A 14,346-nucleotide genomic window follows, 5' to 3' on the forward strand; every position below is an offset into this window, starting at 1 on the left:
GGGTCAGGCGGGCGGGGGCTCGCGGAGGGCGATGGCGGCGGCCTGGGTGCGGGTGGCGACGCCGAGCTTGGCCAGGATGTTGGACACGTGGACGCTGGCGGTCTTGGGGGAGATGTAGAGCTCGGCGGCGATCTCCCGGTTGCCCAGGCCCTTGGCGACCAGCTTCAGCACCTCGCGTTCGCGGGCGGTCAGGGCGGCCAGCGGACCCGCCTCGGGGGCGGGCTCGGCGGTGAGGCGGGCGCGGCGGCCCAGGTCGGCCAGGGCGCGGCGGAGCGGCCGGGCGCCGAGGCGGTCGGCGGCCTCGACGGCCCGCCGCCACTCGGCGGTCGCGGCCTCGCGGTCGCCGTGGGCGGCCAGCGACTCGGCCAGCCGCCAGCGGGACCGCGCCACCTCGTACACGAAGCCGTAGTCGAAGGCGTCCACCACCGCCCGCCAGTGCTCGGGGGCGTCGTCGCCGCGGGCCCGGTGCCACTCGGCCTCGGCCCGCGCCAGCCACGCCCTGCCCTCCTCGCCCAGCCAGCCGCGCTTGTGCCCGTCGATGGTGCGGGTGGCCGCCTGCCGGGCGCGTGCGACCATCGCGTCGGCGGCGTGCACGGCCTGCTCCACGGCGGCGTCGTCACCGGCGGCGCGGGCGCGTACGGCCCGGTCCGCGTGCGCCCACAGCGCGGTCGCGGCCAGCCGGATCACGGCGGGGTCGTTGCTGGGGAGGGCGGCCAGCACGGCGTCGACGTGCTCGATGGCGGTCCCCTCCTCGCCCCGCCACAGCGCGTGCTCGGCGGCCAGCCCCCGCGCCATGAGCATGACGAAGTCGTCGGTGTCCCACAGCCTGGACAGCCATTCCAGCCGTTCCCCGACGACGGGGGAGCCCTGGGCGACATCGGTGAACAGCGCGTACGCCGACAGCAGCCCCTCGGGCTGGGTGGTGGCCCGCACCGGGAAGCCCTCGGCGAGCCGTGCCGTCTCCGCCCAGTCGCCGACCGTGTAGGCCACCAGGTACTGCAGGAACCGCATGTTGGTGCCGTAGGTGCTCCAGGCCAGCCCGGCGTCGAAGGTGAGCCGGACCCCCTCGTCGATCGCCTCCCGGGCACCGGCCAGGTCGCCCCGCTCGAACATCGCCCGCGCCCGGTGGAACCCGGCCCGCAGCGCCACCTGCAGGTCCCCGGAGCCCTCGCCCAGCCGCCAGGCCGCCGCGAACATCTCCTCGGCGCCGGAGTCGGGCCGTATCGGCTCCTCCCGCAACCCCAGCGAGATCAGCGCGCTGGCCTCCGCGTCGGTCGCTCCGGTCGCACGGGCCGCCGCCAGCGCCTGGTCGGCCACCTTGCGGAACCCGGCGTACTCGCCGTGCCAGATCAGCGACCGCGCCAGCGTCGCCAGCGCCCGGGCGCGCTGCGGGGTCGGCGGCTCGGCGGGCAGCAGGTCGATGGCGGTGCGGGCGGCGGCGATCGACTCCTCGATCCGGTCCAGGTCCGCCAGGTAGTAGGCCAGCCGTTCGTGGATCTCGCTGCGCAGCGGCCGGTCGCCGGGATCGACGACCTCCAGCAGCCGCTGCACCCGCAGCCGGGCCCGGCGCAGGTCCCCGGCCGCCGCCGACGCCGCCGCGGCCCGCAGCGACAGCCGCGCCCGGTCCGTCCCGGCGGTCCGTTCCGGCTCGGGCACCGCGTCCCACAGCGACAGTGCCCGGTCGTAGTGCTCGTGCGCCTCGGCGGGCGCGCCGACCCGTTCGGCCTGCCGGGCCGCCTGCACCGACGCGGCGAACGCGGCGGGCAGGTCGTGCGCGGCCATGCTGTGGTGGGCCAGCTCGGCGGCCGACCCGCCGTCGGTGGCCAGCAGCGCCGCGAACGCCGCGTGCAGCCGGGTCCGCTCCCCGGGCAGCAGGTCCCCGTACACCGCCTCGCGCAGCAGGGCGTGCCGGAACACGTATCCGTCCGGCCCGTCGGGCAGCAGCAGCCGATGCGAGACGATCTCCCGCAGCGCCTCCTCGCAGGCCGTCTCGTCCAGTCCGGACACCCGGCGCAGCAGCCGGTCGCCGACCCGCCGCCCGGCGACGGCGGCCACCCGGACCACCCGCTGGGCGGGTTCGCTGAGCCGTTCCAGCCGGGCCAGCAGCAGGTCCGCCAGGACCTGCGGCAGCTCCTGCCCGGACCGGGCGGCGGCCAGCAGCTCGGCCGCGTAGAACGGGTTGCCCTCCGACCGGGCGTGCACCCGGTCCACCAGGTCGGCGGACGGTTCGGCGCCCTCCAGCGCGGCCAGGTAGGCGGCGGTCTCGGCGGGCCCGAACGGGGCCAGCTCCACCGCCGACACCGCAGGCAGCCGCAGCAGCTCGGCCACCACCGGCCGCAGCGGATGGCGCCGGTGCAGGTCGTCGGTGCGGTAGGTGCCGACCAGGCAGACCCGTTCGCGCTGCAGCACCCGGCACAGGAAGGTCAGCAGGTCCCGGGTGGAGCGGTCCGCCCAGTGCAGGTCCTCCAGCACCAGCACCACCGGGCGGGCGTCCGACAGCTCGCCCAGCAGCCCCAGCGCCGCCCCGAACAGCCGCTGCTGGGCCAGGTCGGCGGCGTCCCCGCCGGCCGCGCCGGGACCGTCCGGCAGCAGCCCCGCCAGCACCGGCCGGGCCTCCACCGCCGCCCGCAGCGCCGCGCGGGCCTCGGCGGGGACGTTCGGGTCGCGGGCGGCCGTCCACAGCGCGTCGGCCAGCGGCAGGTACGGCATGCTCTCGCCGAGCTCGGCGCACTGGCCCACCAGCACCAGCCCGCCCCGCTCCCGGGCGGTCGCGCACAGCTCGGCCACCAGGCGGGACTTGCCGACCCCGGCGTCCCCGCCCACCAGCACCACCGCGGACTGCCCGGCCTGCGCCCGGTCCAGCGCGCCGACCAGGACCTCCAGCTCACGGCGCCGGCCGATCAGGCCGTCCTGCACCACCGGTCGCCTCCGTCCGTTCCGTGCCGGTCCGCCGCTGTGAGCGTACCGGCGGACGGGCCGTCCCAGGCCCCGCACGCGCACAGCGAAACGGCGGCCCGGTGGTCACCGGGCCGCCGTCGCGGTGGGGAGGGGGAGGGAGGGTGTCAGACGCCGGCGCCGACCGGCTCCTCCTCGTCCTGGTGCTCCTCGGCGACCGGCTCGGGCTCCGGCTCGGGCAGCAGCCCGGCGTAGGCGCGGACGGTCTCGGCGCCGATCCGCTCCCAGGCGTACCGGGAGTGGGCGCGGTCGGCGGCGGCGATGGCCCATGCCGACAGGGTGGTCTCCTCGCCCAGCAGGCGGCGCAGCGCGCGGCCGATGGCGACCGGCTGGCCGGCCGGGACGTGCAGGCCGGTGACGCCGTCCAGCACGCTGTCGGCGCTGGCCCCGGCGGGCACCGTCACCACCGGGACGCCGCAGGCCATGGCCTCCAGCGGGGTCATCCCGGACGGCTGGTGCGGGGCCAGGCACAGCGCCAGCCGGGCGGTGCGCAGCAGCTTGGGCACGTCCTTGCGGGGCAGCCGGCCCAGGAACAGGGTGCGGTCGGAGACGTGCAGCTCCTTGGCCAGGGTGGTCAGCCGCTGCACGACCGGGTCGGTCTCGAGGTTCTCGCGGGACGGGCCGCCGGCCACCACCAGCTCGGCGTCGGGGACGTGCACCAGGGCGCGGATCGCGGTGGCCACCCCGCCGTTCTCCAGGTCGCCGCAGACCATCACCAGGCGGGGGCGGCGGCCGCGCGGCATCGTCGGGCCGGTCTGCCGGAACCGCTCGCCGTCCACGCCGTAGGGCACCACGGTGATCTGCGGCCGGGCCACGCCCATCCGGACCAGCTCGTCGGCCTCGTGGTCGCATCCGGCCAGCACCCGGGTGACGCCGCGGCCGAGCGCCCGCTCGATCCGGATCCGGGCCGGGTGGACGGTGCGCCGCCCGCCGGGGCGGCGGTTCTCCACGACCCCGAGGCCGTGGAACGACTGCACCAGCGGGATGCCGGTGTCCTGCACGGCGGCGTAGGCGGCCAGCCCGCCGAGCCAGCCGTGGGCGTGCACCAGGTCGGGGCGCTGGCGGCCCTGGGACAGCCGCCGGGCCAGCTCCTCGGTGAAGGCCTTCACGTGGGGGAGGACGCCCGCCTCGTCCAGCGGCAGGGCCGGGCCGACGTCCAGGTGCTCCACGGTCGCGCCGGCGCCCAGCCGGACCCTGGGTCGTGCGCTCTCGTCGGTGCGCCGGGTGTAGACGGTCACCCGGTGCCCCTGCTGGCCGAGGGCGCGGGCCAGCTCCGTGACATGGACGGCGTGAACGCCCGCGGCGGGCTCGTTCGACAGGTCGGCCAGGGTGACGAGCGCGATGTTCAGGGAAGAAGAGGGCATGACGCGGCCTCCGGATTCGCACAGGAAAGGGGAACCAGGAGGTATCTGCGTCTTAGACACCCACGGTGATCGTTCTTTCCGCCCGTCTTCTCCGCCAAACCTACGAACCCGGAACTTTTCACCCACGTGAGGTGATCTGGATCTCACGGCCGGGCACGGGCCGCCGACGTGGGAGGACCGCCGATACTGGAGGGATGCGGGGCGAGGTCTGGTACGTGGCGTACGGGTCGAACCTGGCCGCCGAGCGGTTCCGGTGCTACCTGGCCGGCGGGCGGCCGGACGGCGGCGCCCGCCACTACACCGGCTGCCGGGACGCCACCCCCGCGCGGGCCGAGCGGCCGATGACGCTGCCCGGCGGGGTGTACTTCGCGCACACCTCGCTGACCTGGGGCGGCGGGATGGCCTTCTACGACCCCGAACTGCCGGGCCGGGCCGCCGCCCGCGCCTACCTGCTGAGCGCCGGCCAGTTCGCCGACGTGATCAGCCAGGAGATGCGCCGTGCGGTCGGAACGGACCTGGACCTGTCGGAGGCGGTCCGCACCGGGCGGCAGCGGCTCGGGCCCGGCCGGTACGAGACGATCGTCAAGGTGGGGGAGGACGGCGGCGTCCCGATGCTCACCTTCACCGCCCCGCACGGCGCCGCCGACGCCGAGCTGAACGCCCCGTCCGCGCCGTACCTGCGGATGCTCGGCCGCGGCCTGCGCGAGTCGCACGGCTGGCCGGCCGAGCGCGCCGCCCGCTATCTGGCCTCGTGCCCCGGCGCGCGGGACGGCTGGACGCCGGAGGCCGTCGCGGGGCTGCTGCGCGGGTAGCGCATCAGCAGGCTCGCGTGCACGTCGTCCGGCCCGACGACGCGGTAGCCGTGCGGGACGTCCGACCGCCAGGACAGATGCCCGCCCGGCCCCACCTCCCGCGGCGCGTCGGCCGGCCCGGCCCGCAGCGTCCCGGCGAACACGGTCAGGTGCTCGGTCGTCCCCGGCGGGTGCGGCGGCGAGGTCTGCTCGGTGCCCGCCGGGAAGGTCAGCCGGTACAGCTCGTACGTCACCGACTCGTCGTCGAAGACCTCCAGCAGGGTGGCCTGCACGGAGGCGCCGTGCATGACGTGCCCGGACCGCGGGGCCAGCAGCGCGGTGATCGGCACGGCCAGCTCGGCGGTGACCGCCCACAGCGTCTCCAGCGTCGGGTTGCGGGTGCCCGCCTCCAGGCCCGACAGCGTGGCCTTGCCGACCCCGGCGCGGCGGGCCAGCTCCGACAGCGAGATGCCGCGCTCCTCGCGCAGCGCGCGCAGCCGCCGGCCCACGTCGGCCAGGTCCGCCGGGCCGGTGTCCATCGCCGGGCGGGTCGTGGTGGCGCCGGATTCCATGTGCGCTATCGTTCCATATCCGGAACGTTCCGTATATGGAACGAAGTGGGGTGGAAGGCGGCGGTGATGGGGCGGACGGCGCAGCCGGTGCTGGCCGGGATCGTGGCCGGGCTGGTCGCGTTCGCCAGCTCGTTCGCGGTCGTGCTGGCGGGGCTGCGCGGCGTCGGGGCCACCCCCGAGCAGGCCGCCTCCGGGCTGCTGGCGGTCGGCGCGGGCGGGGGCCTGGCCGCGATCTGGCTCAGCGTCCGGCGGCGCATGCCGATCAGCATCGCCTGGTCCACCCCCGGCGCGGCGCTGCTGGCCTCCACCGGCACTGTGGAGGGCGGCTTCCCCGCCGCGGTCGGCGCGTTCGCGGTCTGCGGGCTGCTGATCGCGGCCACCGGGCTGTTCTCCCCGCTGGGCCGCTGGATCGCGGCGATCCCGCCGCCGCTGGCCGCCGCCATGCTCGCCGGGGTGCTGCTGGACCTGTGCGTGGCCCCGGCCCGCGCGCTGGCCGAGGTCCCGCTGCTGGCCGCGCCGGTCGTGCTGACCTGGGCGCTGCTGCTGCGGTTCGCCCGCTCGTGGGCGGTGCCGGTGGCGCTGGCCGTCGCGGCGGTGGCCATCGCGATCGACGGGCCCCGCGGCCTGGACGGCGCGTCCCTGGTCCCGGTGGTCGAGCCCACCGCCCCGGCCTGGACGCTGCCCGCCATGATCAGCATCGCGTTCCCGCTCTACCTGGTCACCATGGCCGCGCAGAACGTGCCCGGCGCGGCGCTGCTGACCGGCTACGGCTACACGCCGCGGCTGCCGCCGATCCTGGCCGGCACCGGGCTCGGCACCACCGCGATCGCCCCGCTGGGCGGGCACTCGATCAACCTGGCCGCCATCACCGCCGCGCTGGTCGCCGGTCCCGACGCCCACCCCGACCCGGACCGCCGCTGGATCGCCTCGGCCGGCGCGGGCGCCACCATGATCGTGCTGGCCCTGGGCTCGGGCGTGGCCACCGCGCTGGTGCTGGCCTCCCCGCCGGTGCTGGTCGAGGGGGTCGCCGGGCTGGCGCTGCTGGGCGCCCTGGGCAACGCGCTGACCACGGCGGTCGCCGACGCCGAACGCCGCGACGCGGCCGTCGTCACCTTCGTCGTCACCGCCTCCGGAGTGGGCATCGCCGGGATCGGCTCGGCGTTCTGGGGACTGCTGGCCGGCGCCCTGATGCTGGCGCTGCACCGCCGCGGGGCCCGCCCCGGCGGCGACACGCCCGGGACCGTGGGTCATACTGCCCCCATGAACGTCGGCGACGTGGTGGAGGACTTCGAACTCCCCGACGAGCGGGGCAAGCCCCGCAGGCTCACCGAGCTGCTGGCCGACGGCCCGGTGGTGCTGTTCTTCTACCCGGCGGCGATGACCCCGGGCTGCACCGCCGAGGCCTGCCACTTCCGCGACCTCGCCGCCGAGTTCGCCGCGGTGGGCGCGCGGCCGGTGGGGATCAGCGCCGACCCGGTCGGCAAACAGGCCGAGTTCAGCGCCAAGCACGACCTCGGCTATCCGCTGCTGTCGGACGCCGACGGCGAGGTCGCCCGGCGCTTCGGCGTCCGGCGGGGGTTCGCGCTCGCACCCACCAGGCGGCAGACGTTCGTGATCGACACCGACCGGCGGATCCTGGAGATCGTGAAGAGCGAGATCCGGATGAGCGTCCACGCCGACAAGGCCCTGGCCGCCCTGCGCCGCCGCTAGGGACTCAGGCCGTCACCGGCAGGATGATCGCCGAGGGGCGGTCCGGGGCGTGGAAGATCTCCTGCCGGGCGGCCAGCCAGGCCGTCTCCGCCCCCAGCGGCTCGCCCGTCCCCGGGTTGCGCGCCACCCGCGGGTAGGCGCCGCTGCACACGTGGACGCGCAGCCGGTGCCCCGGCCGGAACCGGTGCCCGGCGGGCCACAGGTCCACCGCGACCCTGCGCACCCCCTCGCCGTCCGGCTCGGCCGCGCCCGGCCGCAGCCGCCGCATCCCCTCGCACACGTTCAGCGACACCCCGTCCGGCGCCACGTCGCACAGCCGCACCACCACGTCGGTGTGCGCCCGGTCGGACCGCAGGAAGATCTCCGCCCGGACCGGGCCGATGATCTCCATCCCGTCCGGCAGCACCGGCGAGGTGAACGTCAGCACGTCCCGGCGGCGCTCCAGGCGGCGCTGGTCGGCCGGGGCGCAGTCGCCCAGCAGCGCCGGGCCGCTGATGCACGGCGTCGGATGCGTCGGGTCGTACCGGTAGACGTCCGGCTCGCCGTGCGGGGGAGCGCTGGGGGACAGGCCGCCCTCCGGCTGGAGGTTCCACCGCTGCTCGCGGACGCCCGGCACCGGCCAGTCCGGGTAGTCGCGCCACTCGCCGGCGCCGGTGACGTGGAGACGCACCGGCTCCTCGCGCAGCTCGGAGGTGTCGCCGAGGAGGTGGGCGCGGAACCACTTCAGCGACTCGCGGATCGAGTCGCGCGACAGCCTGGGCTCCGAGTGCCACCATGGGCCGATCGTCAGGTGCGGCCTGTGCCCGGCCGCCCGCAGCGCCGCGTAGTCCTCCAGCTGCCACGGCAGGAACACGTCGTACCAGCCGCCGGTCATGTTCACCGGCGCCGCCACCCGGCCGACCGTGTGACTGAAGTCCCGCTTGCTCCAGAACGGCGTGTCCGGCCCGTTCGCCAGCAGGTCCTGGAAGAACCGCACCGGGGCGCCGGTCGACAGGGCGTCCAGCTCCGCCAGCGGCCGGCCCGACAGCGCCGCCCGGCGGGCCCGGCGCGGCGAGATCACCCCGGCGGCCAGCCCCGACAGCGGGCTCTTCATCCGGGCGGTCAGATCCACCCAGGTCAGCGTGGACTCCAGGGCGAAGGCGCCGCCCAGGTGGATCGCGTCACGGAACTGCGAGGCGGTCACCTGCATCGACAGCGCCTTCAGCTCCGGGCCCGCGTCGGCCGCCACCGCCCACTGCACGTACCCGAGGTAGCTGGGGCCGTGCATGGCGAACGAGCCGCCGAACCACGGCCGGGACTTCAGCCACGCCACCGTCGCCAGCCCGTCCTCGCGCTCGTCGAGCGGCTCGAACACCCCGCCGGACCCGAACCCGCCGCGCACGCTCTGCACCACCGTCTGGAACCCGTGGGTGGCGAACGCGTACCCGCACATCAGCCCGTACGGCCCGCGCCGCCCGTACGGGGAGCGGACCAGGACCGTCGGGGGCCGCTCCAGCCCCACCGGGACGTAGTGGTCGGCCAGCAGCGACACCCCGTCATGGGTGGGAACCGGCAGGTCGCGCCGCACCACCACGCGGTGGGGATCGTGCGGCAGCCGCAGCGCGGTCGCGCCCAAACGGCGCATCAGTGCCATGCCGTCCATCGCCTCCAGGCTATTGCCCCCCGCCGCCGGGTCCCGGGCAAGTGGCCCGCCCGTGCGCCCGGTCGTCGCTACGATCGATGCCGTTCGCAACCAGATCTTCCCGACAGAACGGATGAACGTGCCTGATCCGGTGGAATGGGGACGGGTCCTGGTCGGCGGCGTCATCGTGCTCGCCGCGCTGGTGGTCGGCGTGGCGCTGCGGATGGTGCTGAACCGGCTGTCCAAGCGGGCCGAGGACACCCGGTGGGCCTGGGACGACCTGATGATCCGGCTGCTGCGCGACCTGGCCGTGGTGCTCACCGTGGTGGCCGGGCTGTGGGCGGCGGCGCTGACCGTCCGGTTCCAGCCCGGGGTCCGCGAGGTGATCGCCTCGGTGCTGGTCGCGGTGATCATCATGGCGGTGACGCTGGCCGCCGCCCGGCTGGCGGCCGGAGTGGTCGGCCAGATCGCCCTGGCCCGGTCCGGCGTCTCCCAGTCGGTGACCATCTTCGCCAACATCACCCGCGCGGTGGTGCTGGTGGTGGGCCTGCTGGTGCTGCTGCAGAGCATGGGCGTGTCGATCACCCCGATGCTCACCGCCCTCGGCGTGGGCGGCCTGGCGGTCGCGCTGGCCCTGCAGGACACCCTGGCCAACCTGTTCGCCGGGGTGCACATCCTGGCCTCCAAGACCGTGGTGCCCGGCGACTACGTGCGGCTGACCAGCGGCGAGGAGGGCAACATCGTCGACATCAACTGGCGCAAGACCACCATCAAGACCCAGTCCGACAACCTGGTGGTGGTGCCCAACGCCCGGTTCGCCGACGCCATCCTCACCAACTTCCACGGCCCGGGCCCGGAGATGAGCATCCTGATCCCGGCCAAGGTCGCCTACGGCAGCGACCTGGACCACGTGGAGAAGGTCGTCGTCGAGGTCGGCCGCGAGGTGATGACCGAGGTCGACGGGGGAGTGCCGGACTACCGGCCGCTGGTGCGGTTCCACACGTTCGGCGAGCACAGCATCGACTTCACCGTCATCCTGCGGGTCCGCGACTACGACGCCCAGTTCCTGGTCAAGCACGAGTTCGTCAAGCGGCTGCACGCCCGGTTCCGCGTCGAGGGCATCCAGATCCCGCTGCCCACCCGCACCATCGTCCTGGCCGACGGGCAGCCGATGCCGCTCCCGGCGCAGCGGATGCCCTGACCGATGCCCCCGTCCCGCACCGCGTTCTGGTCGGTCGCGCTGATCGTCCTGGCCGCGCTGAACCTGCGTCCGGCGGTCACCACGGTCGGCCCGCTGCTCACCGCGATCCAGGCCGACCTGGACCTGTCGGGCGCCGCGGCGGGCGCGCTGACCACCCTGCCGGTGCTGTGCTTCGGCGCGGTCGGCCTGGCCGCCCCGGCGCTGCGCGGCCGGATCCGCGAGGAGCCGCTGCTGGCGGCGAGCATGGGCCTGCTGGCGGCCGGGCTGCTGCTGCGCGCGGGCCCGGCCCCGGCCACCCTGTTCGCCGGGTCGCTGGTCGTGGGGCTGGCCATCGGGATCGGGAACGTGGCGATGCCCGCCCTCATCAAACGCGACCACCCCGCCTCGATCACCCTGGTGACCTCGCTGTACTCGACCGCGCTGACGGTCGGGGCGGCGGTGTCGGCGGCGGTCATGGTGCCGATCGACCAGGCCGTCGCCGGCGGGTGGCGGGTGCCGCTGGCGCTGCCCGCCCTGGCCGCGGGCGCGGCGCTGCTGTGCTGGCTGCCGCGCACCCGGCGGCGCGGCGGCCCGGACGGCGGCCCCGCGCCCGCCGGTCCCGCGCCCGGGCTGTGGCGCGACCGGCTGGCCTGGCAGGTCAGCGCCTTCATGGGCCTGCAGTCGCTGCTGGCGTACGTGGTGTTCGGCTGGCTGCCGACGCTGGCCCAGGACCGGGGGATGAGCGAGGCCGACGCCGGGCTGCTGCTGGCGGTCACCTCGATCGTGCAGGCGGTGGGCTCGCTGCTGGTCCCGCTGGCCGACCGGCGGCTGCCGGACCAGCGCGCCCAGGTGGCGGTGGTGGCGGCGCTGACCTTCGCCGGGTTCTGCGGCCTGGTGTGGGCGCCGCTCGGGCTGGTCTGGGCGGTCGCGGTGGTGCTCGGGCTCGGGCAGGGGGCGGTGTTCGCGCTGGCCCTGTCGTTCCTGGGGCTGCGCGCCGGCACCCCGGCGATCGCCGCCCGGCTGTCGGCGATGGCCCAGGGCACCGGCTACCTGATCGCCGCCGCCGGCCCGTTCGTCGTCGGGCTGCTGTACGACCTGACCGGGGGCTGGAACGTTCCGATCCTGTTCGTGCTGGCGGTCGTCGTCGCCCACCTGTTCCCGGGCCTGGCCGCCGCCCGCGACCGCACCATCGGCTGACCTTCGGGGGCGGCCCCTCACCCGGACGGCCGGATCTCCTCGAACCAGCTCAGGAACTCGGTCATCTGGAACATCCGGGCGGTCTCCACGGCCGACGGGCGCCCGGCGTACGGGTCCGCGCCGCCGTCCAGCAGCGCCCGCACCACCTCGGGCTCCTTCTTGAACACCGCGCCGGCCAGCGGGCGCTGCCCCCGGTCGTTGGGCCGGTCCGGGTCGGCGCCGCGTTCCAGCAGCGCCCGCACGGTGCCGGCGTGGCCGTGGTAGGCCGCCAGCATCAGCAGCGTGTCGCCGTTCTGGTTGGCCAGGTTCACCGGCAGGCCCGCGTCGACGTAGGCGGCCGGCTCCTCGGTGGCGCCCGTCCTGGCCATGCCGAAGATCCTGGTGGCGAACTCCTCGAGCTCCGGATCCGGTTCGTTCATGTCCTCACGGTGCCCCCGGGGCGTCCGGCCACTCCCCGCGCCCGGCCAGGCCCAGGATCAGCGCGGCGATGTTCCAGGCGTCGTCCACGCCGCGGTGGTGGCGGCCCTCCAGCGGCAGCCCGGCGTGCTCGAGCGCCTGCGCCATGCCGGGCCTGCGCCGCAGCCCGTGCGCCTCGGCGAACACCGCCTTGGCGTTGGTGTGCCGCCGCCCGAACGGATACCGCACCCCGGTCGCCGCGCACTGCCGCTCGAACTGCTTGCGGTCGTAGTCGCCCCAGCTCGCCCACGCCCGGTAGGACGCCAGGTGCTCGCGCTCCAGCGTCCGGCACGCCTCCGCGAAGGAGACCCCGCCGTCCGCCTCCTGCCGGGTGATCCCGGTCAGCTCGGTGCAGAACTCGCTCACCGCCGACCGCGCGGGCCGCACCATGATCCGGCGCCGTTCCACCCGCTCGCGCGCCACCAGGTCGACCACGCACAGCCCGATCTCGATGATCTCGCTGACCTGCCCGGCCGGGGCCTCGCCCGCCCAGCAGGTGGCCTCGACGTCGACGACGTTGAGATAACGCCCGTACGGTTCCATGCCGGGCACGCTAACGACCGGGACGTCCCGCCGGCCACGGGTTTTCCCGAGCGGAGCCGGACGGGGGACGCCGCCGCGGCCGAGCCCTAGCCCGCGGTGCGGGGCAGGCCCTCGATGGCGGTGATCAGCAGGTCCAGGCCGAAGTCGAAGTCGGCGTCGAAGTCGGGGTGCAGCAGCTCCCGGGCCGCCTCCACCACGTGGGGGAACGAGCCCGGGTCGACCACCTCGGCGGCCCGCTCGCGGTCCTCGGCGATCTGCCGCAGCGTGGCGGCGGTGTTCGCCTCGCTCATCAGCGTGCCGATCACGTACGCCATGAACGTCCGCACCACCTGCACGGCGGTGCGGCCCTCGAAGCCGCCCTGCTCGGCGATGGTCAGCATCTGCTCCATCACCGGCAGCCGCCGGGTCCAGATCATCGACCGCGACAGCACCACCGACATCGACCGGGGGTAGCGGTGCGCCGCGGCGCGGAACGCGTGCGCCAGCCGCCGCGCCCGGTCCCGCCAGTCGGCCTGCGGGACGGGGTCCAGCTCCAGCTCGCCCAGGATCCGGTCGGCCACCCCGTCGAGCACGGCCTCCTTGCCGGGCACGTGGTTGTAGAGCGACATCGCCGCGACGCCCAGCTCGGCGCCGATCCGGCGCATCGACAGCGCCTGCGCGCCCTCCCGTTCGATCAGCTCGATGGCCGTCGCGATGATCCGGTCGTGGGTCAGCGGTGCCCGGGCCGGGGCGCCGGGAGCCTCGGTCGGGAGCGTGTCACCACGGGTCTGCTTCGCCACCTGCCGCCTTTCCTGCCACCGCACCGCCGTCGGGGATGTCTCCACACCGTACGCCGTGCCGCGCCGCCGTCCGCCCCGTCCCGGGCCGTAAGCGACCCCTTGCCTTGCTTACGGCGTAAGTGTCATGCTGGCGCACAAGCGACTTACGGCGTAAGCGAAGGAGGGTCATGAGCATCCAGGCGGCGCCCGGAACCGGCCGCGCGCACCGGACCGCGGTGGTCCGCTGCCGGGACGGCGACCACACCATCGCGCTCACCGAACGGGAACCGGTCGCCGAACGGCTGATCGAGATCTCCCGTAAGCACTCGTTCGACCCGGACGTGGACGTGGACTGGGACGCCCCCCAGGACCCGGACGTGTTCTACATGCCGCCGCCGATGGTGTCGCTGTACGAGACGCCGCTGTGGGACCGGATGACCCACCGGCAGCGGGTCGAGCTGTCCAAGCGGGAGGTCGCCGAGATCGCCTCGTTCGGCGTCTGGTCCGAGCTGCTGCTGATGAACATCCTGCTCAAGACCGCCTACCGGTTCCCCTACGACAGCCGGCACACCGCCTACGCGCTCACCGAACTGGCCGACGAGTGCCGGCACTCGGTGATGTTCGGCCGGATGGTCCGCGCCTTCGGGCTGCGCACCCACCGCCCGGTCCCGGTCGCCTACCACCTCGGCAAGATCGCCTCCGGGGCGCCGTACCTGCCGGTGCAGATGTTCGCCGGAACGCTGGTGGTGGAGGAGTTCACCGACTCGCTGCAGCGGGTCAGCATGGCCGACGAGGAGATCCAGCCGCTGGTCCGGCAGGTCTCCCGGATCCACGTGATCGAGGAGGCCCGGCACATCAGGTACGCCCGCGAGGAGCTCAAGCGCGCCGTCGCCGCCTCCTCGGCGACCCGGCGCAGGCTCGCCGCGGCGGGCGTCGCCCGGTTCACCTCGTGGATCCCCCGCATGGTCGTCCACCCGTCGGCGTACGCGGCGGTCGGGCTGGATCCCGGGGAGGCCCGCCGGGCCGCCGCCGCCAGTCCGCACCGCCGCGCCGTCTGGGCCTGGTCGATGCGCCGCTGCGCCCGCTTCTTCGACGATGTGGGGCTGCTGGACGGCCCGGCCCGGCGGATCTGGCGGCGCGCCGGGCTGCTGCCCGACGAGCCGCCGCGGATCTTCTGACCCGTCGGTCCGGGACGACCC

Annotated in this window: 12 protein-coding genes; 5 read left to right on the forward strand and 7 right to left on the reverse strand. The window is 75.4% G+C overall.

What is annotated here, in order from left to right; translation table 11 throughout:
* Positions 1–3: 3 nt before the first annotated feature.
* Positions 4–2,919, reverse strand: coding sequence for a helix-turn-helix transcriptional regulator (locus tag HNR21_RS36045; protein WP_182706121.1), 2,916 nt, complete (start codon positions 2,917–2,919; stop codon positions 4–6).
* 143 nt (positions 2,920–3,062) lie between these two features.
* Positions 3,063–4,319, reverse strand: a complete 1,257-nt coding sequence (locus HNR21_RS18190; RefSeq protein ID WP_119731047.1) for a glycosyltransferase — start codon at positions 4,317–4,319, stop codon at positions 3,063–3,065.
* A 194-nt stretch (positions 4,320–4,513) separates the two neighbouring features.
* Here HNR21_RS18190 and HNR21_RS18195 point away from each other — a divergent pair, with 194 nt between their 5' ends.
* Positions 4,514–5,131 carry a histone deacetylase gene (locus tag HNR21_RS18195; RefSeq protein WP_182706122.1) on the forward strand — a complete coding sequence of 206 codons (618 nt, stop codon included), beginning with the start codon at positions 4,514–4,516 and terminating at the stop codon, positions 5,129–5,131.
* On the opposite strand, the gene HNR21_RS18200 is transcribed toward HNR21_RS18195, so the two are convergent.
* Positions 5,059–5,682, reverse strand: coding sequence for a helix-turn-helix domain-containing protein (locus tag HNR21_RS18200; protein ID WP_182706123.1), 624 nt, complete (start codon positions 5,680–5,682; stop codon positions 5,059–5,061). The two genes, HNR21_RS18195 and HNR21_RS18200, sit on opposite strands and share 73 nt — an antisense overlap.
* A 66-nt stretch (positions 5,683–5,748) precedes the next feature.
* On the opposite strand from HNR21_RS18200, the gene HNR21_RS18205 reads away from it, so the two are divergent.
* Positions 5,749–7,392: a benzoate/H(+) symporter BenE family transporter gene (locus HNR21_RS18205; protein ID WP_157996076.1), complete on the forward strand. Its 1,644-nt coding sequence runs from the start codon at positions 5,749–5,751 to the stop codon at positions 7,390–7,392.
* 4 nt (positions 7,393–7,396) lie between these two features.
* Here the strand turns inward: HNR21_RS18205 and HNR21_RS18215 are convergent, their stop codons facing one another.
* Positions 7,397–9,034: a CocE/NonD family hydrolase gene (locus tag HNR21_RS18215; protein ID WP_246442229.1), complete on the reverse strand. Its 1,638-nt coding sequence runs from the start codon at positions 9,032–9,034 to the stop codon at positions 7,397–7,399.
* A gap of 118 nt (positions 9,035–9,152) precedes the next feature.
* On the opposite strand from HNR21_RS18215, the gene HNR21_RS18220 reads away from it, so the two are divergent.
* Positions 9,153–10,214, forward strand: a complete 1,062-nt coding sequence (locus tag HNR21_RS18220) for a mechanosensitive ion channel family protein (protein WP_312881090.1) — start codon at positions 9,153–9,155, stop codon at positions 10,212–10,214.
* A gap of 3 nt (positions 10,215–10,217) precedes the next feature.
* Positions 10,218–11,390: a CynX/NimT family MFS transporter gene (locus tag HNR21_RS18225; protein WP_182706125.1), complete on the forward strand. Its 1,173-nt coding sequence runs from the start codon at positions 10,218–10,220 to the stop codon at positions 11,388–11,390.
* 17 nt (positions 11,391–11,407) lie between these two features.
* On the opposite strand, the gene HNR21_RS18230 is transcribed toward HNR21_RS18225, so the two are convergent.
* The 3 genes from HNR21_RS18230 to HNR21_RS18240 all read right to left on the reverse strand — a co-directional run bounded on the left by HNR21_RS18230 (position 11,408) and on the right by HNR21_RS18240 (position 13,168).
* Positions 11,408–11,809, reverse strand: coding sequence for an ankyrin repeat domain-containing protein (locus HNR21_RS18230; RefSeq protein ID WP_182706126.1), 402 nt, complete (start codon positions 11,807–11,809; stop codon positions 11,408–11,410).
* 4 nt (positions 11,810–11,813) lie between these two features.
* Complete coding sequence (locus tag HNR21_RS18235; RefSeq protein ID WP_182706127.1) at positions 11,814–12,389, reverse strand: 3'-5' exonuclease; 576 nt, start codon at positions 12,387–12,389, stop codon at positions 11,814–11,816.
* 86 nt (positions 12,390–12,475) lie between these two features.
* On the reverse strand, positions 12,476–13,168 hold the full coding sequence (locus HNR21_RS18240) for a TetR/AcrR family transcriptional regulator (RefSeq protein ID WP_233358777.1): 693 nt from the start codon (positions 13,166–13,168) through the stop codon (positions 12,476–12,478).
* A 167-nt stretch (positions 13,169–13,335) separates the two neighbouring features.
* Between HNR21_RS18240 and HNR21_RS18245 the strand changes: the two genes are divergently transcribed.
* Entirely contained in the window at positions 13,336–14,325 is a 990-nt protein-coding gene (locus tag HNR21_RS18245) for an AurF N-oxygenase family protein (RefSeq protein WP_182706128.1), read from the forward strand.
* The last annotated feature ends 21 nt before the right edge of the window (positions 14,326–14,346 follow it).

The sequence above is a fragment of the Thermomonospora cellulosilytica genome, from assembly GCF_014138835.1.
GTDB classification, from domain to species: domain Bacteria; phylum Actinomycetota; class Actinomycetes; order Streptosporangiales; family Streptosporangiaceae; genus Thermomonospora; species Thermomonospora amylolytica.